This window comes from Ochrobactrum sp. Marseille-Q0166, assembly GCF_014397025.1.
Taxonomy (GTDB): domain Bacteria; phylum Pseudomonadota; class Alphaproteobacteria; order Rhizobiales; family Rhizobiaceae; genus Brucella.
In genome coordinates this window covers 117,483-141,865 of sequence record NZ_JACJUO010000001.1, presented here as the reverse complement: position 1 = coordinate 141,865, position 24,383 = coordinate 117,483, and the positions used below count along the sequence as shown (strand labels likewise).

Sequence of the window (24,383 nt, the reverse complement as noted above, 5' to 3'; positions counted from 1 at the left end):
TGTATCTGGTTCATGCTTGCTTGCTGCGAAAGCATGAAAACGAAGTTATGTGCTGGGTAGTATTATTTTTATTTTCAGTATGTTAGGGTTGTGTTTATCGTGAATTTCATAACGCAACATTACTATCGGGAAAGATTTGTGCGTTGCGATTTAAACGATTTGAATATCAGCACAACGCGTCGTCGTATTTTGGTCAAATGATACCTACATTCAGGGAACCGATTATGGATACTATCGTTTTTCTGAATTGAGCCTAGTATTCACCCGCCGCATTCAACTCATTTCCTCCCGAAAGGCTGTTAAGGCACATGCCGGAATTGTCTTCTTCGCCGTCAAATTCATCCATCGTCGATCGCAAGACTTCGGATCAGATTCCGCCCGAGCAACCTTCTCCTATACGAGCTCTTTATAAAAGCGACGATGAGCTGCGCGAACTCGCTGCATCTGTCGCGCGGGGCGATGAGCTGGCATTGCCCGGCTATCAATCCTTCGAATTTGATGAGCGCTTGTCTGAAAATGGCAAGCTCATATTGCATGCGTATCGTTCATCGGATGCGGCATCGCGTGCAGGCGAGACAATCACTCCGGCGGCGCAATGGTTGCTCGATAACCATTATCAGGTCGATAAAACCGCTCAGCAAACCCGGCGGGATTTGCCAAGCAAGTTCATTCGGCAATTGCCAACCTATGCCGCTCAGAAAAATATGCCGCGTATTTTCGCCTTGGCCTGGCTTTACGTCGCGCATACAGACAGCAATTTTTCGTTGAAATCCCTGACCGCGCTCGTCCAGGGTTTCCAGACCGTCGAGCCATTGAAGATTGGTGAGTTATGGGCGCTGCCGTCAGCAGTGCGCTATTTTCTGATTGAAAATGTGCGTCGTCTGGCGCTGCGCGTTGATCGCGCGCGCAATATGCGCAATCTCGCAAACACTGCCGCCGACCGCATTGTAACCGCTTCCGATGCTTCGGAGCTTGAGACGGTTCTTGCGCAATATTCGCAGGCGGCCCGAGATAGCACCTTTGCCACGCATCTGCTTTATCGTTTGCGCAGCGCTTCCACCGATACTTCCGCTGCGTCGCTATGGCTTGAACGCATTCTTGAGCAGGAAGGCAGCAACGCGGAAGACGCGATCGTTGAAGAGCATGCCCGTCAGTCGACCGGCGGCGTAACGATGGGCAACGCGATCACAAGCCTCAAGCGCATTGACGACATCGACTGGGAAACATGGTTTGAAACCGTCAACGAAGTCGATGCGATCCTGCGCGATCACAGTGATTTCGAACTGCTGGATTTCCGCTCACGCAATGCCTATCGTGTGACGATTGAAAAACTCGCTCGCTATTCGAATATGAGCGAAATCGACATCACCTGGGCAGCGCTCAAGCTTGCAGAGCAGAGCAAGGTCGATGACGACCAGCCGGAAGGCAAAGGCTCAATCGCATATTACCTTTCTGGCGACGGTCGTGAGGAACTGGAAAAGCTTTGCGGCTATAAGGCACCTTTTGGCGCAAAAGCTCTGCGCTTTTATCGCGGCCTTGGTCTTCTGGGTCTGTTCATCCCGACGGCGATTTTCACCGTCCTTATTCTCGGTATCGTGCATTATTGCATGATGAAAGCCGGACTGTCGTCCGACCTGCGCACGCTGTTCACGCTGCTTGCACTGTTCCCGGCGATGGATGCGTCCTACTCGCTGTTCAATGCTCTGGTGCCGCGCTTCGTGGCGCCGACGCGCCTTATCGGGTTCGAATATAAGGAAGGACTGCCCGCCGAGGCGCGCACGCTGGTTGCGGTGCCAACGCTTATCACATCGCGTGATTCCATTGACGAGCAGATCCGCAATCTGGAAGTCCATTATCTGACCAATCCGCGTGGCGAGATTTATTTCTCGCTGGTGAGCGACTGGACGGATGCCAAGCAGGAAATCACGCCTGCTGACATGGAAATCTATGAATATGCGCGTGAAGAAATCGCCAAGCTCAACGAGCACTATACTGGCGATGATCAGCCGCGTTTCTTCCTGCTTCACCGCCGCCGTCTGTATAATGAAAAGCAGGGCTGCTGGATGGGCTGGGAGCGCAAGCGCGGTAAGCTGCATGAGCTGAACCTGCTACTGCGTGGCGATCAGGATACGAGCTACTTCCCCGCTGATGTACGCCTGCCAAAAGACATCAAATATGTGATGACGCTTGACGCCGATACGCGTCTGACGCCCGAATCCGTAACTCATCTCGTCGGCAAGCTCAGTCATCCGCTGAATCGTCCGGTGTTTGATGAAAAGACTGGCCGCGTGGTCCGTGGTTATGGCATTTTGCAGCCGCGCGTGACACCATCACTGACCACCGGCGACGAAGCATCGTTCCTCCAGCGCGTTTTCTCGGTCAATCGCGGTATCGATCCTTATGTCTTCGCGGTTTCGGACACTTATCAGGATCTGCTCGGCGAAGGCACCTTCACGGGTAAGGGCCTCTATGACATCGATGCCTTTGAAACTGCGCTGAAAAATCGCGTTCCTGAAAATACGCTTCTCAGCCACGATCTTCTCGAAGGGGGCTATGCGCGGGCGGCACTTGTGAGTGACGTCGAAGTTGTTGAGGATTATCCGACGGGATACAATGTTGACGTTTCGCGCCATCATCGCTGGGCGCGTGGCGACTGGCAGCTTCTGCCTTGGCTCTTCTCGACGCGCCGTGGTGTGAGTAACGTTACGCGGTGGAAAATGATCGACAATCTGCGTCGTTCGCTCTCCCCTATTATGTGGTTGCTTGCTTCGGTAATCGGTTGGACCATTCTGCCAATCGGTGTTGCCGCTGTCTGGCAGGGGTTCTTGATCCTCAGTATGTTTGTCGCACCGACCTTGGGCATCGTCACCAACCTTATCCCGTCGAATATGGATTATTCGCTGAAGGGACACGCGCAATCGGTTCTCACAGACATTGCACTTGGAACAGCAGATGTTGCGCTGCGCACCACATTTATCGCCCATTCGGCATTCCTGATGGCGGATGCAATTGCGCGCACGATTTATCGCCTGTTTGTGTCGCATCGTGATTTGCTTGAATGGAAAACGGCAGCGCAGGCAAAATCGTCGCCTGATACGTTGCTCTATTATTTCCAGCTCATGTGGCCTGCCATGGTCATTGCCGGTATTGCGCTGTTCATCCCGCTTGCTGCCAATAGCCATGCAGCGCTTATAGCCGCACCTTTTGCAGTGATCTGGTTTGCTTCGCCGTTGATCGCCTGGCTCGTCAGCCGTTCAGCCAAACCACAAGATACGCTCGAGGTTCTGTCTTCCGACAAGGCTGATTTGCGCCGCTATGCTCGTCGGACATGGCGCTATTTTGCTGAATTCGCCAATGAGGAAAACAACCATCTGCCGCCGGATAACTTTCAGGAAGACCCGGCACCGATTGTTGCGCAGCGGACCTCGCCTACCAATATCGGCGTTTATGTTCTCTCGGTCATCGCTGCACGCGATTTTGGCTGGATCGGTTTTGATGAAACGCTCGATCGTATCGAAAAGACCGTCACCACGCTTGAAAAGATGGAGAAATATCAGGGCCATCTCTACAACTGGTACGAGACAAACACGTTGACGCCGATGCGTCCGCTCTATGTTTCTGCGGTCGATAGCGGCAACCTTGCCGGCCATCTGGTGACCCTTTCGTCGGCACTGGAAGAATGGGCGGAAGCGCCAAGCGTCTATCTTCAGGGCGATCTTGACGGCATTCTCGATGTCAATGACGTGCTTGAGGAAGCGATTGCGCAGATACCGGATGATCGCCGTATTCTGCGTCCGCTGCGTCGTCGTCTGGAAGAGCGGATTGCCAATTTCCGCCGTGCGGTGCGAACCATCAAGGAAGAGCCCGAAACAGCATCCTTCCGCACGATCAATCTGTCACTTTTTGCGACCGATATTGTGCGCCTGATGGAAGAGTTGGACAGCGAGATCGAGACACCGGCAAGCGCCGAGGCCAAGGAATGGGCCAATATTCTTGTCGATACCTGCAAGGCTCACACTGACGATTCCGTTGGTGAACGCAACACAGACGATCTGCGTGAACGTCTGCGCAATCTGGCAGGACGTTCGCGTCAGCTGGCATTCGACATGCAGTTCGGCTTCCTTGAACGCAAGGAGCGTCGTCTTCTCTCTATCGGTTTCCGCGTACAGGAAAACGAACTGGACGAAAGCTGCTACGATCTTCTGGCTTCCGAAGCCCGTCTTGCAAGCCTGTTTGCCATCGCCAAGGGCGATGTGCCGGTTGAGCATTGGTTCAAGCTTGGCCGTCTTCTGGTCCCGGTTGGCTGGAAGGGCGCACTGCTCTCCTGGTCCGGCTCGATGTTTGAATACTTGATGCCGCCACTGGTCATGTCCGAGCCGCTAGGTTCGCTGCTTGATCAGACCAACAAGCTCGTGGTGCAGCGCCAGATCGATTATGCCACCTCCCGCGGTCTGCCTTGGGGTATATCGGAAGCTGCCTTCAATGCGCGTGACGCGCATATGAACTACCAGTATTCCAACTTTGGCGTGCCCAATCTGGGTCTTCAGCGCGGGCTGTCGCGCAATGCTGTTATCGCACCTTATGCAAGCCTGCTCGCCGCGCAATATCAGCCAGCAGCGGCCGTCGCGAACTTGAAGCGTCTGGCAAAGCTCGGTGCACTTGGTCGTTATGGCTTCCACGATTCGGTGGACTTCACACCGTCGCGTGTTCGCGAAGGCGAAACCTGCGCGGTCGTGAAGAACTACTATGCGCACCACCATGGCATGTCGATCATCGCGGTCAACAACGTCATTTTCGAAGGCCGTATGCGTGAGCGTTTCCACTCCGATCCGGTGATCGAAGCGGCAGAACTTCTGCTGCAGGAAAAGGCCCCACGCGAAATCCCGATGATCTACGCCAAGACGGAAAATCCGATGCGTGTGGATTCGGGTGGCTTCGACGATGCACCAATGCGCATCATAGATGTGCCGTTCAAGGCGCCGCGCACCACGCATATGATGTCCAATGGTCAATATGCGCTGATGGTTACGGCCAACGGTTCCGGTTACAGCCGCTGGCACAATTGGGACATCACGCGTTTCCATGCTGATGCGTCGGAAGACCTTCAGGGCAGCTTCCTGTTCCTGCGTGATATGGAAAGCGGTTACTGGTGGTCGGCCACTGGCGAGCCGGTTCGTAACCCGGAAGAAGAAACCAAGACTGTTTTCACCGAAGATAAGGCCGAGTTCTACAAGACCGCCGGTGACATCAAGACTGTCGTGGAAGTGATCGTGTCGTCGGAATCCGATGGTGAAGGCCGCAGGCTCGATATCATCAACACCTCCGCGCGTGATCGCCTCATTGAAGTGACGTCCTATTCCGAACTGGTGCTGACCGACAGCGACAGCGATGCTGCTCACCCGGCCTTCGCCAAAATGTTTGTCGAAACGGAAATCGCGGATAACGGCTCAACCATCTATGCGAAGCGACGCAAACGTGCGCCGTCTGATCCAGATATCCATGTCGCACACTTTGTGACAGACCTGTCAGGCTCGATTCGCGAAACGGAAGTGGAAACTGATCGTCGTGCCTTCATCGGTCGTGGTCGTTCGCTGCGTGATGCCAGCGCCTTTGATGAAGGTGCAACTTTCACCGGCAGCCAGGGCTGTGTGCTTGATCCGATTGCATCGGTGCGCACGCGTGTGCGCGTTCCGGCACACAAGAAGGTCAGCCTTGTTTTCTGGACATTTGCAGGCGGTAGCCGCGATGCGGTGGAACATGCCGTTGCAACCCATCGTCATCCGGAAACTTTCGTCCGCGAATATTCGTTGTCATGGACGAGTTCGCAGGTTCAACTCTACCATATCGGTATCAAGCCAGCGGAAGCAGCCGACTATCAGAAGGTTGCGGCCTATCTGCTCTATCCAGAGCGGACCATGCGTCAGCCGCCGGAAACCATTGCGGCGGGTCTCGGTAAACAGTCAAACCTCTGGCCAATGTCGATCTCGGGCGATTATCCGATCTTTGCCCTGCGCGTCGATAATGAAGCCGATCTCGACGTGTTGCGTGGGGTCTTGCGCGCGCAGGAATACTGGCGCAGTAAAGGACTCACCGTGGATGTGGTAGCGGTCAATGAACGCGCCTTCTCCTATGCACAGGATACCCAGCGCGCGATTGACTGGATCATCGAGGGCTTCCGTGCCCGCGGTGGCGGTCAGCCGCATATCTTTGCGGTTCGTCGCGATCAGATGAGCGAAGAAAGCTACAACACTCTGCTTGCTTCCGCGCGTATCGTCATGCACGCCCAGAACGGCTCGCTTGCCGAACAGCTTCGCCGCAGTGAAGAACTCACCGTCGATTTAGCTGCACGTAGCGACGCGAAGACACCGGCCTCGGCACAGCAGGGTCTGGGTGCTGCCGGTCTCACGCCTGCAGCAATCGAACGGGGTACGGAAGAACGTCGTCTGGTTGCAAAGCCAAAACCCGTCGCACGTCCGCTGCCAAGCGGCGATGATCTCCAGTTCTGGAATGGTTACGGTGGTTTTGCCCAGGATGGCAGCTATGTCGTGCGCATCAATAATCGCACAACCACGCCGCATCCATGGATCAATGTCATCGCCAATCCGAATTTCGGCTTCCATGTCTCCGCAGAGGGTTCAGCCTTCACATGGGCGGGCAACAGCCGCGATTATCAGCTCACCCCTTGGGCGAACGATCCGGTCACGAACCGGCCGGGCGAGGCGATCTATATTCTCGACCGCGAGACCGGACGCAGCTTTGCACCAACAGCAAGCGTGCTCCGTGATGAGGCCGTGACCTATGAAGCACGCCACAGCCACGGCTACAGCACTTTTGCAGCGCAGCATGGCGAACTGGCACTCGAACTCACCCATATCGTCGATGCTGAGAAGCCTGTTCGGCTTTCACGCCTGACCATCACCAACAAGGGTCGTTCAAAGCGCAAGCTGCGTGCCTATGGTTATGTCGAATGGGTGCTGGGCAATGCCCGCTCCAAGAATGTACCGTTCATCGTGCCTTCGCAGGATGAAGAACTGGGAGCACTTTTTGCAGGCAATCCATATCATCCCGACAAGTCTGGTCAGGTGGCCTTCTTTGCGGCGAGTGAAAAGCCGCAATCGGTAACCGCTGACCGTGGCGAGTTCATCGGCTCGACCGGCTCTGTCGATCGTCCTGAAATCGTGCTGGCGGGCAAGGCGTTGTCCAATACGGTTGAAGCCGGGCGTGATCCGTGTGCCGCTCTTGCAATCGACGTGGAAGTAGGGCCAGGCGAAAGCCGCGAAGTGGTCTTCCTGCTTGGCAATGCTGCCGATCAGCAGCAGGCAAAAGCGCTTGTCGCGGAAAGCCGCAATGCATCGTTTGAAGAAAAGCTCGATGCTGCACGCAGACATTGGGAAACGCTCTTCAACCGCGTACAGGTCAAGACGCCGGACCCGGCATTCGATCTCCTGATCAATGGCTGGTTGCCGTATCAGGCGATTGCCTGCCGCATCTGGGCGCGTGCCGCCTTCTATCAGGCAAGTGGAGCGTTCGGATTCCGTGACCAGTTGCAGGATACCTTGTCGCTGTTGCTGATTGATCCTTCACTGGCGCGTGCGCAAATCCTCAATGCCGCCTCGCGTCAGTTCCCTGAAGGCGACGTGCAGCATTGGTGGCTACCAGCAACGGGTGCAGGTGTTCGAACGTTGATCTCCGACGATGTGGTCTGGCTTGGTTATGGCACCTCGCTCTATGTCGAGACGACGGGTGACCGCTCGATCCTCGACGAAAAGCTGGCCTTCCTTGACGGACGCAAGTTGGAAGAGGGAGAACATGATGCCTTTTTTGAACCGGGAATCTCCGAGCAGACGGTAAGTCTTTACGAGCATTGTGCGCTGGCGCTTGACCTTGCGATCAAACGCACCGGCAAGCATGGCCTGCCATTGATGCTGGGCGGCGACTGGAACGACGGCATGAATCTTGTCGGCGTGAAGGGCGAAGGCGAAAGCGTGTGGCTTGGCTGGTTCCTGGCTTACACATTGCGTCAGTTCATCCCGATTGCCGAATCGCGTCAGGATGCAAAGCGGGTAACGGCATGGGCTGCCCATCTTGAAAGCCTGACAAAGGCGCTTGATCGCGATGGCTGGGATGGCGAATGGTATCGCCGCGGCTTTTTCGACAATGGCGCACCGCTCGGCTCAAAAGACAGTGACGAATGCCAGATCGATGCGATTGCACAGTCGTGGAGCGTGTTGTCTGGCGTTGCCGATCCATCGCGTTCCGAGCAGGCCATGGCTTCGCTCGAGAAATATCTGCTTGATGATCAGGGCGAATTGCTGCGTCTCTTCACGCCGCCATTCGACAAAACGGTTCAGGAACCGGGTTACATCAAGGGCTATCCGCCGGGCGTTCGTGAGAATGGCGGACAGTATACCCATGGTGCAACATGGGCCATTCTGGCACTCGCCCGCATGGGCAAGGCCAAGGAAGCATGGCGCCTGTTCTCGCTGATCAGCCCGGTCAGCCACGGCCGCAATCCGGATGTCTATCGTGTTGAACCTTATGTGATCGCAGCCGACATCTATTCTGTCGAGCCGCGTCGCGGACAAGGTGGCTGGACCTGGTACACAGGTTCTGCGGGCTGGTTCTATCGTGTTGCAACGGAAGGCATTCTCGGTGTCACCAAACGCGGCGACCGCCTGCATCTTGATCCGGCTCTGCCGCCGGAATGGGACGGCTATGAAGCGGAACTTCGCTTCGGCGAAGCGCTCTATCGCGTGAAGGTCGTGGCTGGTGCCAAAAACAAGGCGATAAAGCTTAATGGCCGCAAGGTGGGTAATCCCGATGAAGGCGTGCCGATCAAGCCGGATGGTGAACACGACATCATAGTAGAGCTTCCCAAATCTGAATGAAGCATTTAAAAAGGCGGGTGAAAACCCGCCTTTCTTGTTGCTGTAATCGCTTTGGGGATTGTAGCATGTGCTCATGCAATGGAGGCCATCATGGCCAAAACCGATATCGCGCGGCGCGTCTTTAACCACGCATGGAAGCTCGATCCGATTGTTCGCAGTCTGCTGGACACCGATTTCTACAAGCTTCTGATGTTGCAGATGATCTGGGGACTTTACCCCAAGGTGGATGCAACCTTTGCGCTCATTAACCGCACGACGTCCGTGCGCCTTGCTGATGAGATTGATGAAGGCGAATTGCGTGCCCAACTCGATCATGCACGTACGCTGCGCTTCACCAAAAAAGAAATGATCTGGCTGGCCGGTAACAGCTTTTATGGCCGCAAGCAGATTTTTCAGCCTGAGTTTCTCAATTGGCTGCATGATTTCCAGCTACCGGAATATGATCTGCGCCGCAAAGATGGCCAGTATGAACTGCATTTCCATGGTCCGTGGACGCACACTACAATGTGGGAAATTCCAGCGCTGGCTATTATCAATGAGCTTCGTTCACGGGCAGCGATGAAAAACCTTGGGCCGTTCTCGCTCGATGTTCTTTATGCTCGCGCCAAAGCCAAGATGTGGAGCAAGGTCGAGCGGCTGCGCGAATTGCCCGACCTCAAGATTTCAGATTTCGGCACACGCCGTCGCCACTCTTTTCTGTGGCAGCGCTGGTGTGTCGAGGCGCTGAAGGAAGGAATCGGTGCATCATTCACTGGCACCAGCAATGTATTGCTGGCGATGGATACCGATCTTGAAGCGCTTGGCACCAATGCGCATGAATTGCCGATGGTACTGGCCGCGCTTGCCAAGACGGATGAAGAGTTGCGCACAGCGCCTTATCGCGTGTTGCAGGACTGGAACCGCTATTATGGCGGCAATCTTCTGATCGTTCTGCCGGATGCTTTTGGCACGGCGGCCTTCCTGCGCAATGCGCCGGACTGGGTTGCCGACTGGACAGGCTTCCGCCCCGACAGCGCCCCGCCGATTGAAGGCGGTGAGCGCATCATTGATTGGTGGAAATCACGCGGCAAAGACCCGCGCGAAAAGCTGCTGATTTTCTCGGATGCGCTCGATGTCGATACAATTGAAGAAACATATCGCCATTTTGAAGGTCGCGTCCGCATGAGCTTTGGCTGGGGCACGAACCTTACCAATGACTTTGCCGGTTGCGCACCGACAACGATCCATGGCCTCAAGGCGATATCGCTTGTTTGCAAGGTTATCGACGCCAACGGACGCCCGGCGGTCAAGCTTTCGGACAATCCGCAAAAGGCAACCGGCGATCCAAAAGAAGTCGAGCGTTATCTGAAATTCTTTGGAAACGAAGAGCGGGTGGAGCAACTCGTCAAAGTTTGACGAGTTGCTGTTTCACTAGAGCATTTACAGTTGAGACGGAGTCGTTGGAACCACTCTATCTCTTTGTTTTTAAGTATTATCCTAGAGTGTATTCCGAAAAGTGTGGAGCGGTTTTCGGAAAATGATGCGCGGTAAAACAAAGAGTTAGACCGCTAATCTGATTCACTCAGACCGAAACGCGCTCTAAGCAAATCCGCTTCACACTTTTCCTGGAAATGCTCTATTCCATCAAGCGCGCTGTACCCGAAAGGCGGATTGATCCACCGCGTTCAAGGCCGATATCTGCACGCAGATGACAAGGTATTCCCATATCTTCCCCTTGGAAGACTTCAATAGAGCCGCCATGCGGCCAGCCGAGGTCGCGTAAATAAGCTGCGAAAGCGGCAGTTGAGGCGCCGGTTGCAGGGTCTTCATAGACGCCACCCGAGGCAAATGGATTTCGACTGTGGAAGCGTGTGGGCGTTTCCGAGTTTATCAGCAGTATCGTTGTCCAGCCTTGACGGCTCATAAGAACGCGGCCGCGCTGCAAATCGTAATGCATGGCAGCAAGCTTTTCGCGTGAGCGCAAAGGAAGAACGATATGGTCCGCTCCGGCATGGATAAGCGCAGGCGGAATACCCGGTGCAAGATCATCCTTTTCGTAATTGAAAAGTGCCAGCGCCTGTTCGATTTCCATATCGGTCGCGGCGCGGTTACGCGTTCCAGGCGATTGCAGGCTGGCGGCAAACAGTTCACCTTCCTTACGGCCTTCCACGCTGATTTCGGCATTATTGAGTTTCAGCGCAAAGCGTCCATCGCCCTCGCGCATCGCAAGTGCTGCACCCAGCGCAATTGTGGCATGGCCACAGAACGGTATTTCCGTTTCCGGCGCAAAGTATCGCACGCGAAAGCCTCCGGCTTCCGGCATGGCAAAGGCAGTTTCAGAAAAGCCAACATCCTTGGCAATTTTCTGCATGTCCTCGGCTGAGGGCATTTTTTCAGAAATCATAACACCGGCGGGATTGCCGCCCTGATTGCCCTGCGAGAAGGCTGCTATACGCAAGACGTTCAATGAATTGTCCCTCGCTTGAATTCGATTCTCTATCGGCGCTGTCCAATAGAAGGCGCTAAATGAGTCAGGTCAAGGGCAGGGGAGTATCCGTTCACACTCAAGTTCAATCTTTCATTTCCACCGCCCATGGCGGATTGGCTCCGGCACGAGAAACCGTAACTGCGGCTGCCCGCACACCGAGCGCGACAGCCGCGTGGATCTGATCTTCATCAAGACGGGCAATCGCTTCTTTGCTAAGAAGCCCCTGATGGTCGAGGCTTGCAAGGATGCCCGCATTCACGGTGTCGCCAGCACCAACCGTATCAACGACGTCTACTTTCACACCGGGCACCCGAATCGTCGCTTTTGCCGTATATGCGTCCGCCCCACGGGCACCTTTGGTGATAACGATCAGTTTTGGCCCAAGCGAGAGCCAGCGTAAGGCAATCTCGTCATGGCTGCCTTTTTCGCCAAACCAGTCCAGGTCTTCATCCGAGAGCTTGACGATATCTGCAAGCGCAATCATGCGTTTCATACGGGCGAGGTGCTTTTCGCGCTCACGGATGAATCCGGAACGGATATTCGGATCGAGGAACATCACGCGGCTCTTCGCTTCCCGCGTCATGAGCGCTTCATAGACACTCCCGCATGGCTCTGAAATGAGGCTGATGCAGCCAAAGAGCATCGCGTTGATACTGTCATCGATCAACGGAATATCGCTCTCGGAAAGCATGCGCAGCGCAGTATTTTCATCATAGAAAGCGTAGCGAGCCTGACCATCCACCAGTCGTACGAATGCGAGTGTCGTCGGACGATCTGAAATGGCGCAATAGGAATAATCGACGTTGGAGTGCGCAAGCGTGTCGCGCAGCACATCACCGAAAAAATCTGATGAAATCCCGGAAAAGAAGCCGGTTGGGACATTCAAACGACCAAGTGCAATAGCCGAATTGAAAACCGATCCACCGGCGAGCGGCAAAAAGGCTGTTTCGCCGGTCGATGTTTCGCGAGGCAGCATATCGATCAGGGCTTCACCGCAGCATAGGATCATGGGTCAACTCGGCTGTTAAATCGATTGAAGAGCAAGATAAGCACAAAAGCACGATGTTGTTCAACGCCGTGCTTTTGAAAAATCATCAGACGTGCTGCCCACCATTGATATGGATTTCCGATCCTGTCACGTAGGAGGAGGCTTCGGAGCACAGGTAATAAATCGTTTCCGCGACTTCCGAGGTCTTGCCGAGGCGGCGCATCGGCAATTGCTCGACAAGCTTCTCTGTACCGGGTGATAGAATGGCGGTATCGATTTCACCCGGTGCAATCGCATTCACTCGGATACCATGCGGACCAAAGTCCGATGCCATTTCGCGGGTCAATGCTGCGAGCGCTGCCTTGGAGGTCGCATAAGCCGTGCCTGCAAAAGGATGAACGCGGCTTCCGGCAATCGACGTTACATTGACCACTGAGCCTTGTGCGGCTTCGAGCTCCTTGAACAGGCCACGTGCCAGCATGATGGGTGCCATGAAGTTCACCTGAAACACGTCGCGCCAGACGGCCATTGGTGTTTCAATTGAATTGAGGCGCTTTCCACCCTCTGCTTTTGGTGAAATACCGGCATTATTGACGAGTGCATGCAGCTTGCTGCCATTGTCTTCTAACCTGCGACGAATTTCAGCAATGGCTTTGCCTACGTCTTCCTGATCCGCAAGATCAACCTTGATGTGATCTTCCGGTCCTGCTGGCCACGGACAGTTTTCTGCAAAGTCCTGACGTGAGCAGGTGATGACGCGCCAACCAGCACGTGAAAAACGTTTGACCGTCGCATGACCAATGCCACGGCTGGCCCCTGTCAAAACAAGGGTTTTACGTTCCAGGTCCGACTTGGGAGTTTCGGACCGGGACGTATCGGTGTGGGAAAATGTAGACATGAAAACCTCACTCTCAATCCTTGAATAGACTAAGCCGCTCAGGATTTCGAGCGGATTTAACCAAACAGGCAGTCGGCTGCTTCACTTGATCGCGATAAGGGCCGGTTGCAGGCCGGCCCTGAAATAATCTTACTGCGTATTGCCCATGATGATGTCGAGAAGCGTGGTTGAATCACGATTCTGTTGTGGCTGTCCGCCAACATTTCCCGGAGGCAATGGCGTGCCATTGTCATTGACCGGATAATGGGCTGGTGTGCCTGTCTGTTGACCTTGCTGAACCGTATTGCGGGCAGGGGAATCGGGTGCTGGTGGCCAATAGCCATCATCGCCGTTACCAGCCATTGGCTGCTCACCATAGCCCCCTTGCGGGATCATACCCGGATCATAGGGATTGTTCGGATCGATACCATCACTACCACCCGGTATGATATTCTGAATGTCATAATGGCCGGGCAATTCTGCGACAGGCACGCCCTTATGGGCTTCCTTCATAAAAGCTTTCCATGCGGCAACGGGAAGTGTTGAGCCGAAGACACGCTTCATACCCTTGCCGTCATCATTGCCGAACCAGACGCCGGTGGTGAGATTGGCCGTATAGCCAACAAACCACGCATCGCGGAAATTCTGGCTTGTTCCGGTTTTACCCGCTGAGGGCCAACCGAAAGCGGCGCGCTTGGCAGTGCCGTCTTCCACTGTTTTGCGCAACATTGCATTCATCATACCGACATTGCGCTCATCAATCACACGCGGACCGATGCCATCTTGTCTTTGATAGAGAACCTTGCCTTCTGAATCTGTGATCCTGGTGATGAAATAGACCGGTGCACGATAGCCGCCATTGGCAAACGGTACATAGGCATCGGTGAGTTCAAGAAGTGATACTTCCGAAGTGCCCAAAGCCAGCGAAGCATTAGGTTCAAGCTTTGACTGGACGCCAAGGCGATGGGCCGTGTCAATAACGGTTTGCGGGCCGACTTCCATGACAAGCTGGGCAGAAACTGAATTTAGCGAGTGAGAGAGGGCCGTCGCAAGCGTCACCTCACCCATATATTTGCCATTGTCATTGCTCGGGGTCCACTTGCCGATCCTCACCGGCGCATCATTTCGCACAGAGTCCGGCGTGCGGCCCTGCTCCAAGGCTGAAAGATAGACGAATGGCTTGAAAGATGAAGCTGGCTGACGGCGGGCGTCGGTAACACGATCAAACTGGCTGGCGGCATAATCATAGCCGCCCACCAATGCCCGGACAGCACCGGTACCATCAATGGAAACGAGAGCACCCTGGCTCACATTCATCTTCTTTCCATTGGCCGAAATCTGATCCTTGATCGCTTGTTCACCTTCGCGCTGAAGATTGAGATCAACAGTGGTTTCAACCGTGATATCGGTTTTGGTTTCACCGATAAGGGCCGGAATTTCGGCTACAACGCGGTCAGCAAAATAGTTTTCAGAACCCTGCCAATAAGAGGCTGCGTGAGCCGGTGGTTCACTTTCCGCAATCGCCACCTGACGGTCATCAATCATGCCTTCTTCACGCATGGCACCGAGAACCAGCTTGGCACGCGCGCTTGCTGCTTCGGGGTCACGTGCAGGCGAAAGACGCGACGGCGCTTTGAGAAGGCCGGCAAGGGTTGCCGCTTCCATCAGGTTCACATCCTTGGCGGATTTTCCGAAATAGCGACGCGATGCAGCATCAACGCCGTAGGCACCCGAACCGAGATAGACGCGGTTCAGATACATTTCCAATATCTGCTCTTTGGTATATTTATGCTCAAGCCAGAGAGCGAGCATCACTTCCTGCACCTTGCGTTCCAGTGTACGGTCCGGCGAAAGGAAGAGGTTTTTGGCGAGCTGCTGGGTGAGTGTCGAGCCACCCTGCACAGCACGGCCAGAGGTCACGTTGGTCACAATCGCACGCGCCAGACCAATCGGATCGATACCGAAATGCGACATGAAGCGGCGGTCTTCGATCGCCATGACGGCTTGCGGAATAAACGGCGACATCTCATGCAGGCCAATGGCTTCACCGCCGGTGGTGCCACGATTGGCAATCAGATTGCCTCCGACATCAACGATACGCACATTTGGCGGACGGTCCGGAATGGCCCAGTCGGTTGTCGGTGGCATTTTGGCGGCGAAATAGACGAGCATTCCGGCGAATGCGATACCACCCCAAAGGCCGAGCACCAGGCACCAGTAGAAGGCGCGACGAACAAAGCCGAAAAAGCCGCCACGCTTTTTGGTCTTGCGGCTCGAGCGACGCGGTTCGCGATCTTTCGATGGCCTGTTTTTCCTTTGCGGACGGGCCATACGTTCCTCCTCGTCGACGCGAAACACGTCTTCTTCCTGTTCCTCTGGTTTGCCGAAGGAAGGTTCGATGCGTCCGTTTCTGCCGTCTCGCGATGCCATATCGTTCTTGATCCGCCCACCTGTTCATCGGGTATTGGTTTGTAACCCGCTTAAATCATCAACCCGCATATATCGAGGACGTTTATCGCCTGAAGGGTAAATGCGGCGGTTTAAAGGGGCGTAAATTGTAACCAACAAAAAAGCGCAGTATTGATTGCAACAGAAAAGGCCCCGCAATGCGAGGCCTTCAATATATTCAATCTGATCAGGCCAGATTAGAACTTGTATGCAACGCCGAGACGAACTTCGTTGGTCTTGAACTTGTTGCGCGTGCTTTCGCCGTCAACATCGAAGCTCTTGTGGCCATAATCGGTGTAACGATATTCAAGGCGAACGATGACGTTGTCGGTTGCAGCATAATCAACGCCGGCACCAGCTGTCCAGCCCGTGTGGGTTTTGCTGGTGGAGAAGCTTTCTTCAACGCCATCAATAACAGATTTACCGGAGTTCTTAACGCTACCAAAGGCTACACCACCAGCGATGTATGGCAGGAAACGATCAACAGCGTAACCTGCACGGGCACGAACGGCGCCTGACCAGCGCAGCTTGCTTTCAATGCTTGCGAAGTCGCCGTCTTCATCTGTTTCAGAGAAGCGTTTCTTGAGGTTATTGTAAGTGACGTCACCATCGACACCAAGAACAACGCTATTGCCGAGGTCAAAATTGTAGCCGGCATAAAGACCACCAAGGAAACCATCTGGCTTCAAACGGCCGCCATCGCCATCAATGTCGCTAAATGTGGACTTGCCCCAGCCGTAACCGATTTGGCCACCGAGGTAAGCGCCATTCCATGTGAAGGTTTGAGCAGCAATAACAGGTGCAGGTTCTTCGTAAACGATAGCATCAGCGGCGTTCGCGCCGGTTGCAGCAAGAAGAGTGACAGTTGATGCAAGAAGAAGCGACTTGAGTTTCATAATAAACCTCTGCGAAGTGATTTCGGTAATTCCGTTGTTGAGGCTAATATAGATCACTCTTTATAAGAGTCTGTAACAAGAAAGACACAGCCGAGTTTTTGCTGCAAAAAACGCCGATTTTAGCGAAAATCCCCCAAAATCCATACTTCATAGTTACTAAAACATTAAAGTCAATTAATTCAGAAGCGCCTTACAGGTGCATGAATATGAGGCTGAGATATCTATAGTGCCGTAAATGAAAAGGCCCCCAGAGAGGAAATCTCAGGGGGCCTAAAGTATGTATCTGATCAAGTCAGATTAGAACTTATATGCAACGCCAAGGCGAACTTCATTGGTCTTGAACTTGTTACGAACCGAACCGTCGTCAAAGCCAAAATCATAGTCCTTGTGGCCGTAGTCGGTGTAACGGTATTCGAGGCGAACGATGACGTTGTCAGTTGCTGCATAATCAACGCCTGCACCAGCTGTCCAACCGGTGAGAGTCTTGCTCTGCGAGAAGCTGACTTCATCATCACCAATCGTGTTCTTCACGCTACCAAAAGCGACACCACCTGCAATATATGGCAGGAAGCGATCAACTGCATAACCTGCGCGTGCACGAACTGCGCCGGACCAGCGAAGCTTGCTTTCAAGGTAAACGTCTTCGTCGAATGTGTTGGTGTCCTTGAGGTTGTTATAGGTTATGTCACCGTCGATACCCAGAACAACGCTGTTGCCCAGATCAAAGTTGTAACCGGCATAAAGACCACCAAGGAAACCATCTGGCTTTACGTTCACGGTATCGAATTCGTCACCAAAACGGGATTTACCCCAGCCGTAACCAATCTGGCCACCGAGGTAGGCGCCATTCCAGCTGAATACTGGTGCAGCGACAACAGGAGCTGGCTCTTCGTAAACGATAGCATCAGCTGCTTTCGCGCCGGTTGCTGCTAGAAGAGCTACGGTTGACGCAAGAAGAAGAGACTTGATCTTCATAATAAACCTCCACAGGGGAAATAGGGATAACTTATTTGTTGCCCCTAATATAATCGATCCCTTGAAAGAGTCTGTAGCAAGAAGGTCACAGTCACTCAAATGCGTCTGAAGTTTGATCAAACAAATGCGCTTTCAATAAAAAAGTCGTCGTTTATGATTGTACAAAGATTAATGAGTAGGCGCACACAAACGTGTGTAATCTGCCCGCAAAAAATTAAAGCATGACGCTTTAATATGTGGAGAAGCATGCATGAGCGGGGTAAATGGGGCGGCACGGCGCATCGATTGGGTCGATATCGCCAAAGGCATCTGTATTATTTTCGTTGTCATGATGCACTCCACGCTTGGCGTAGAGAAAGCCGCCGATGCACAGGGCTGGATGCATTCTGTTGTCGCTTTTGCCAAGCCGTTCCGCATGCCCGACTTCTTCCTGATCTCCGGGTTGTTTCTGAGTCTTGTTATTGATCGTCCATGGCGGCGCTATATCGACAGAAAAGTCGTCCACTTCCTTTACTTCTATATTCTGTGGCTGACGATCCAGTTTGCTTTCAAAGCTCCTGGTATCGCAAGTGAAAGCGGCGCGGCAGGCGTTGTCGAAGCCTATCTCATGGCTTTTATCGAGCCTTTTGGTACGCTGTGGTTCATCTACATGCTGCCGGTATTTTTCATCGTCACAAGGCTTTTAAAGCGCGTGCCTGTCGGCATCACTTTTGCCATGCTGGCTATTCTCGAAATTCTGCCCATTCATACCGGATGGGTGATGATTGACGAGTTCTGCTCGCGCTTCGTCTATTTCTTCGTGGGCTACGCATTTGCACCGCTGATCTTCCGTCTTGCTGAATGGTTGAGAAAACGCCCTGTACTCGCTCTCGCCGGCCTGCTGATCTGGGGCTTTTTTGAGTACAGGCTGGTGTTTATGCCGGTACCGGAAAGCCTTTTATACCTGATTACGCCTTCTGGTGACCTGCTGAATGGACGTGGTGCAGTTAGCGACCTTCCATTCATATCGCTGATAATGGGACTTGTCGGCGCATTTGCCATTATTGCGATTTCGGCTCTGCTCAGCCTGCTGTCTGATAAAAATGCGCTGCATCGCGGATTAAGCTGGCTGGGCGCGCACTCGATCGTTGTTTATCTCGCATTCTTTTTGCCGATGGCAATTGCCCGGACAATTCTGCTTAAACTCGGCATTTTTGACATTGGAACGGTTTCGCTGCTGACAACCATAAGCGGCGTGGTCGGACCTGTGATCCTTTACGGGCTTATTCAATGGAGCGGCTACGGAAAATTCCTGTTCCGCCGTCCTCAATGGGCGTCCATTGAGCGCGAGCCGGAAAAGAAAATGGCGGCTGATGCCGCCATTTGAAGAGACTTTATGCGTGAGCGAAAATATCCGTCTCAGGCCAGCCCATCAGATCAAGCTCTGAGCGGGTGGGCAGAAACTTGAAGCATGCCTCGGCCTGTTTGGTGCGGCCATCGCGTTCCAGACGCTTTTCAAACACAGCCTTCAGGCGATGCAGATAAAGAACATCGGACGCCGCATATTCAAGCTGCGCCTGTGACAGAACTTCTGCCGCCCAGTCCGAAGACTGCTGTTGCTTCGAGATTGAAACATCAAGCAACTCACCGCAGATTTCTTTCAGACCGTGGCGGTCCGTATAGGTGCGGGTGAGCTTGGATGCAATCTTGGTGCAGAAGACTGGCTGCGGCATCGTGCCGAAAGCATGCGCCAGAACTGCGAGGTCGAACCGGCCAAAATGAAAGATTTTGGTGATCGAGCGATCTTTGAGAAGCTTGACCAGATTAGGAGCCTTCTTCTGCCCTGCTTCAATCTGGATCACGTCCGCAGTGCCGTCACCGGGCGAAATCTGTACCACGCAAAGCCGGTCGCGATGCGGGTTGAGGCCCAGTGTTTCGGTGTCAATCGCGACCGAATCCACCTGATAATGCTCAAGGTCCGGCAGATCGTTTTTATGAAAACGGATAGTCATTTAGTCTTCCTTATTGAGCAGCGATGGCTGCCATAATTCTAGCCCAAGAACGCTGACCTTTGTGGAAAGAATTCAGCTCATATTTTTCATTGGGCGAATGGATGCGGTCATCTTCAAGGCCGAACCCGACCAGCAGGGATTCCATACCGAGGAATTTGTCGAAATCGCCGACAATCGGAATAGACCCGCCCATGGCGATCAACACGGCTGGCTTCGGCCACTCGTCAGAAAGCGCATCCTTGGCTTTGGACACCAGCGGGGAATCATATGGCAACTGAATAGCAGGTGAACCACCATGCGGGTGGAACTCGACCGAGCAATCGGCTGGCAGGCGTTCCTGTACGAAAGCACGGAATGCTTCGCGGATTTTCACGGGGTCCTGCTTGTGCACAAGACGGAACGAAACCTTCGCCGAAGCTTCCGCAGCAATGACGGTCTTGAAGCCTTCACCTGTATAGCCGCCGGTGATGCCGTTGACTTCCGCAGTTGGGCGCGCCCAGGTCAGTTCGAGAACGCTGCGGCCTTTTTCGCCTGACGGAACCGAAAGACCGATTGGGCCAAGGAAGTTTTCAGCCGTGCGGCCAAGGCTTTCCCATGACTGCAAAATCTGCGACGGCGTTTCTTCCACACCCTCATAAAAGCCCGGCACGGTCACGCGCCCGGTTTCATCATGAAGATCAGCAAGGATTTTTGCGAGAATATGGATCGGGTTGGCTGCCGCGCCGCCAAAGAACCCCGAGTGCAGATCGCGGTCAGCAGCCTTTATGACGATTTCTTCGCCAACCAGACCGCGAAGGCCGACGCTGATTGCTGGTGTTTCTTCGTTCCACATGGCGGTGTCGCAGACCAATGCCACGTCTGCTTTGAGCTCTTGCTTGTGCGCTTCAAGGAAAGGCTTGAGCGATGGGGAGCCGGATTCTTCTTCGCCTTCAAACAGCAGGGTCACTTTGACAGGCAGGTTACCATTGACGGCCTTGTAGGCGCGGCAGGCTTCCACGAAGGTCATCAACTGACCCTTGTCGTCGGATGTGCCGCGACCGGTCAGGATTTTACGACCGTTACCGATATCTTTGATGGCTGGCTCAAACGGATCGTTTTCCCAAAGATTGAGCGGATCAACCGGCTGCACATCATAATGACCGTAGAAAAGCACATGCGGCGTATCAGCCGTCGCACCTTCGTGATGAGCAACCACCATCGGATGGCCCGGAGTGTCGCGCACACTCGCATCAAAACCAATAGACTTGAGGTCCTCGACCAGCCATTCGGCCGCCTTGCGGCAATCGGCCTTGTAGGCGGGATCGGTCGAAATCGACTTGATACGCAGAAGATCGAACAGGTGATCGATGCTCTTTTCGAGATTCGTGTCGAGGTAATTGAGGACTTTATCGAGTGATTGCGCGGACATGATACTTCCTGACGAGTCGTAAAACTGATCGCACACTACAACCAGCAACCCGAAGAAGAAACCCAATTTGAACGCAAAACTGAGCGCTGAAAATGGATTGGCCGTTGCGGTGAGGGGGTACCACAACGGCCATATCACTACACTCACAAACGACAGCCCGGAGAGGGGAATGAGACTGCCGTTCACAGCCGGTATCCAACGGGGGACGGGTCAGATGACCGGCGATCAACGTGTTGTTGATGAGTGAGATTTGGCCCTTCAACTGTGGCTATTCAAGGGCATTAAAGATTACAAATTCGTAACATAATCGTTATCAAAATGAGAGGCTTGCGTGATTAACCGCCACAAAACCCCACCTTTCACGTGGACACTTGGGTCTGCTGACACAAGGCCGGTTTTCTTTATGCTTTGTTTCCTCTAATTCTAGGCCATGAAAAAAGGCGATCATCTCTTCCTCGTTGACGGCTCGGGCTATATTTTCCGCGCCTATCATGCCCTGCCACCGCTGACCCGCAAGACGGACGGCTTGCCTGTCGGGGCCGTTTCCGGTTTTTGCAACATGCTGTGGAAGCTGTTGAAGGATGCGCGCAGCACTGATGTTGGTGTGGTGCCAACGCATTTTGCAGTCATTTTCGACTATTCGTCGCAGACCTTCCGCAAAGAGATTTATCCCGAATATAAAGCCAATCGTACGGCACCGCCGGAAGACCTCATTCCGCAGTTCGGTCTGATCCGTCAGGCAACGCGTGCCTTCAATCTCCCTTGCATCGAAAAAGAAGGTTTTGAGGCCGACGATCTGATTGCGACCTATGCCCGTATTGCTGAAGAAGCTGGCGGCGATGTCACAATCATTTCGTCCGACAAGGATCTCATGCAGCTCGTCACACCGAGCGTGTCCATGTATGACAGCATGAAGGACAAGCAGATTTCGATCCCGGAAGTGATCGAGAAATGGGGCGTTCCGCCTGAAAAAATGATCGACCTGCAATCGTTGACCGGTGATAGCACCGACAACGTGCCGGGAATTCCGGGCATAGGCCCGAAGACTGCGGCGCAATTGCTGGAAGAGTTTGGCGACCTTGATACGCTGCTCGCACGCGCGTCCGAGATCAAGCAGAACAAACGGCGCGAAAACATCATCGCTTTTGCCGATCAGACCAAGATCGCGCGCGAACTCGTCACGCTTAAGACCGATGTACCGCTTGATATCGATCTCGACGGCCTTGTCCTTGAACCGCAGAATGGTCCCAAGCTTATTGGCTTCCTGAAGGCCATGGAGTTCACAACACTCACTCGTCGTGTCGCCGAAGCAACCGAGACGGATGCATCCGCAGTTGACCCTTGTCATATTGAAACCGAATGGGGTTCGGACGCACATGGTCCGGATGTTGACGTGCCGGCAAAACCAGAAGCCGAACCGTCTGAAACGTCTGATGCTCCGGTTGTTGCCAAGACGCAGAATGCCAGTGGCTACACACCAAAGGCGCTGGTTGAAAGCCGTGCAGCAACGGCGCTTGCGCAGAAGATCGACACCACGGCCTATACCTGCATTCGCGATCTTCCAACCCTGAAGGAGTGGCTTGCAGAGGCCGTTGAGACTGGCCTTGTTGCTTTCGATACCGAAACCAATTCACTTGACCCGATGCAGGCCGAACTCATTGGCTTCTCATTGGCTTTGGCTCCAGGCAAGGCTGCCTATATCCCGCTCCAGCACAAATCCGGTGCGGGCGATCTGCTCGGTGGCGGCATGGTCGAGGGACAAATTCCTTTAGACGCAGCGCTTGATGCTTTGAAGACCGTTCTTGAGGACCAGTCCGTTCTCAAGATCGCACAGAATATGAAATATGACTGGCTGGTCATGCGCCGTCACGGCATCAATACGGTGTCTTTCGATGATACGATGCTGATTTCCTACGTGCTTGATGCAGGCACCGGCGGTCATGGCATGGACCCATTGTCCGAGCGCTGGCTGGGCCACACGCCCATCGCCTATAAAGAAGTGGCTGGCAGCGGCAAAAGCGCCGTTACCTTTGATATGGTCGATATTGATCGTGCAACGGCCTATGCCGCCGAAGATGCCGATGTGACACTGCGGCTGTGGCAGGTGCTGAAGCCGCGTCTGGCAGCAGAGGGGTTGGCCTCGGTTTATGAACGCCTTGAACGCCCGCTGGTTGATGTGCTTGCCCGTATGGAAGAACGCGGCATCTCGGTTGACCGCCAGGTTCTCTCGCGTCTGTCGGGTGATCTTGCCCAGTCTGCTGCTGCCTATGAAGATGAAATCTACGAGCTGGCCGGTGAAAAGTTCAATATCGGATCGCCCAAGCAGCTCGGTGATATTCTGTTTGGCAAGATGGGGTTGCCCGGTGCATCCAAGACCAAGACCGGCCAATGGTCGACCTCTGCGCAGGTACTGGAAGATCTGGCTGCTGAAGGTCTGCCTCTGCCGCGCAAAATCGTTGATTGGCGCCAGCTGACCAAGCTCAAATCCACCTATACCGATGCGTTGCCGGGTTACATTCACCCACAGACAAAGCGCGTGCATACGTCTTATGCAATGGCATCCACCTCGACGGGACGTCTGTCTTCATCTGAGCCGAACTTGCAGAATATTCCGGTTCGCACGAGCGAAGGCCGCAAGATCAGAACCGCTTTCATTGCAGAACCGGGCAACAAGCTGATCTCTGCCGATTACAGCCAGATTGAGTTGCGTGTACTGGCGCATGTCGCCGATATTCCGCAGCTGAAACAAGCTTTTGCCGACGGCATCGATATTCATGCCATGACTGCTTCTGAAATGTTCGGCGTGCCGGTTGAAGGAATGCCTTCGGAAGTGCGCCGCCGTGCCAAGGCGATCAATTTCGGTATCATCTACGGCATTTCTGCTTTCGGCCTTGCCAATCAGTTGTCCATTCCGCGTGAAGAAGCGGGTCAATATATCCGCACCTATTTCGAGCGCTTCCCCGGCATCAAGGACTATATGGAAGCGACCAAGGCTTTCGCGCGTGAGCACGGCTATGTCGAAACCATCTTTGGCCGTCGCGCGCACTACCCGGATATCCGGGCTTCCAATCCACAGGTGCGCGCTTTCAATGAACGCGCTGCAATCAACGCTCCTATTCAGGGCTCGGCTGCCGATATTATTCGCCGCGCCATGATCCGCATGGAAAATGCACTGGCTGATGAGACGCTTTCGGCCCGGATGCTGTTGCAGGTCCACGATGAATTGATCTTTGAAGTGCCTGAAAACGAGGTCGAAAAGACAATTCCTGTGGTGCGGCATGTCATGGAAAATGCGGCCATGCCCGCAGTGTCGCTTTCTGTGCCGTTACAGGTCGACGCGCGTGCAGCACATAACTGGGATGAGGCGCATTAAAAGCGCATTCCGAAAGGTTTGACGGTTTTCAGAGGAAATGCGCACCAGAAAAGACTGGAGCGCCGGAACGGT

General features: G+C 53.9%; 12 protein-coding genes. 4 read left to right on the top strand and 8 right to left on the bottom strand.

Going from position 1 to position 24,383, the window contains the following annotated elements:
* Window positions 1–308: 308 nt before the first annotated feature.
* Both H5024_RS00605 and pncB read left to right on the top strand, forming a co-directional pair.
* Window positions 309–8,888: a glucoamylase family protein gene (locus H5024_RS00605; RefSeq protein WP_187543509.1), complete on the top strand. Its 8,580-nt coding sequence runs from the start codon at window positions 309–311 to the stop codon at window positions 8,886–8,888.
* Window positions 8,889–8,978: 90 nt separating this feature from the next.
* Window positions 8,979–10,283: a nicotinate phosphoribosyltransferase gene (gene pncB, locus H5024_RS00600; protein ID WP_187543508.1), complete on the top strand. Its 1,305-nt coding sequence runs from the start codon at window positions 8,979–8,981 to the stop codon at window positions 10,281–10,283.
* 220 nt (window positions 10,284–10,503) lie between these two features.
* Here the strand turns inward: pncB and H5024_RS00595 are convergent, their stop codons facing one another.
* The 6 genes from H5024_RS00595 to H5024_RS00570 form a co-directional block, all read right to left on the bottom strand.
* The gene (locus H5024_RS00595) at window positions 10,504–11,334 is read right to left on the bottom strand and encodes a PhzF family phenazine biosynthesis protein (RefSeq protein ID WP_187543507.1); all 831 of its coding nucleotides are present in this window, start codon (window positions 11,332–11,334) and stop codon (window positions 10,504–10,506) included.
* Between the two features lie 103 nt (window positions 11,335–11,437).
* Window positions 11,438–12,364, bottom strand: a complete 927-nt coding sequence (locus H5024_RS00590; protein ID WP_187543506.1) for a carbohydrate kinase — start codon at window positions 12,362–12,364, stop codon at window positions 11,438–11,440.
* 85 nt (window positions 12,365–12,449) lie between these two features.
* Window positions 12,450–13,241 carry an SDR family oxidoreductase gene (locus H5024_RS00585; RefSeq protein ID WP_187543505.1) on the bottom strand — a complete coding sequence of 264 codons (792 nt, stop codon included), beginning with the start codon at window positions 13,239–13,241 and terminating at the stop codon, window positions 12,450–12,452.
* 129 nt (window positions 13,242–13,370) lie between these two features.
* Window positions 13,371–15,650 carry a transglycosylase domain-containing protein gene (locus H5024_RS00580; protein WP_187543504.1) on the bottom strand — a complete coding sequence of 760 codons (2,280 nt, stop codon included), beginning with the start codon at window positions 15,648–15,650 and terminating at the stop codon, window positions 13,371–13,373.
* Window positions 15,651–15,865: 215 nt separating this feature from the next.
* A complete protein-coding gene (locus H5024_RS00575) occupies window positions 15,866–16,564 on the bottom strand; it encodes an outer membrane protein (protein WP_187543503.1) in 699 nt (232 codons plus the stop codon).
* 297 nt (window positions 16,565–16,861) lie between these two features.
* The gene (locus H5024_RS00570) at window positions 16,862–17,539 is read right to left on the bottom strand and encodes an outer membrane protein (RefSeq protein WP_187543502.1); all 678 of its coding nucleotides are present in this window, start codon (window positions 17,537–17,539) and stop codon (window positions 16,862–16,864) included.
* Between the two features lie 250 nt (window positions 17,540–17,789).
* Here H5024_RS00570 and H5024_RS00565 point away from each other — a divergent pair, with 250 nt between their 5' ends.
* Window positions 17,790–18,905 carry an acyltransferase family protein gene (locus tag H5024_RS00565; protein ID WP_187543501.1) on the top strand — a complete coding sequence of 372 codons (1,116 nt, stop codon included), beginning with the start codon at window positions 17,790–17,792 and terminating at the stop codon, window positions 18,903–18,905.
* A gap of 7 nt (window positions 18,906–18,912) precedes the next feature.
* Here H5024_RS00565 and H5024_RS00560 read toward each other — a convergent pair whose 3' ends face one another.
* Window positions 18,913–19,530 carry a ribonuclease D gene (locus tag H5024_RS00560; RefSeq protein WP_187543500.1) on the bottom strand — a complete coding sequence of 206 codons (618 nt, stop codon included), beginning with the start codon at window positions 19,528–19,530 and terminating at the stop codon, window positions 18,913–18,915.
* Window positions 19,531–19,540: 10 nt separating this feature from the next.
* Window positions 19,541–20,938, bottom strand: a complete 1,398-nt coding sequence (locus tag H5024_RS00555) for a dipeptidase (RefSeq protein ID WP_187543499.1) — start codon at window positions 20,936–20,938, stop codon at window positions 19,541–19,543.
* Window positions 20,939–21,368: 430 nt separating this feature from the next.
* Here H5024_RS00555 and polA point away from each other — a divergent pair, with 430 nt between their 5' ends.
* Window positions 21,369–24,311 (top strand): DNA polymerase I, encoded by a 2,943-nt coding sequence (polA, locus tag H5024_RS00550; protein ID WP_187543498.1) that lies wholly within the window; start codon window positions 21,369–21,371, stop codon window positions 24,309–24,311.
* The last annotated feature ends 72 nt before the right edge of the window (window positions 24,312–24,383 follow it).

Coding starts and splice junctions, on each gene's coding strand:
- pncB (WP_187543508.1), top strand. CDS start 8,979: ATGGCCAAAACCGATATCGCGCGGCGCGTCTTTAACCACGCATGGAAG.
- H5024_RS00585 (WP_187543505.1), bottom strand. CDS start 13,241: ATGTCTACATTTTCCCACACCGATACGTCCCGGTCCGAAACTCCCAAG.
- H5024_RS00555 (WP_187543499.1), bottom strand. CDS start 20,938: ATGTCCGCGCAATCACTCGATAAAGTCCTCAATTACCTCGACACGAAT.
- H5024_RS00560 (WP_187543500.1), bottom strand. CDS start 19,530: ATGACTATCCGTTTTCATAAAAACGATCTGCCGGACCTTGAGCATTAT.
- H5024_RS00570 (WP_187543502.1), bottom strand. CDS start 17,539: ATGAAGATCAAGTCTCTTCTTCTTGCGTCAACCGTAGCTCTTCTAGCA.
- H5024_RS00565 (WP_187543501.1), top strand. CDS start 17,790: ATGAGCGGGGTAAATGGGGCGGCACGGCGCATCGATTGGGTCGATATC.
- H5024_RS00575 (WP_187543503.1), bottom strand. CDS start 16,564: ATGAAACTCAAGTCGCTTCTTCTTGCATCAACTGTCACTCTTCTTGCT.
- polA (WP_187543498.1), top strand. CDS start 21,369: ATGAAAAAAGGCGATCATCTCTTCCTCGTTGACGGCTCGGGCTATATT.
- H5024_RS00580 (WP_187543504.1), bottom strand. CDS start 15,650: ATGGCATCGCGAGACGGCAGAAACGGACGCATCGAACCTTCCTTCGGC.
- H5024_RS00605 (WP_187543509.1), top strand. CDS start 309: ATGCCGGAATTGTCTTCTTCGCCGTCAAATTCATCCATCGTCGATCGC.
- H5024_RS00590 (WP_187543506.1), bottom strand. CDS start 12,364: ATGATCCTATGCTGCGGTGAAGCCCTGATCGATATGCTGCCTCGCGAA.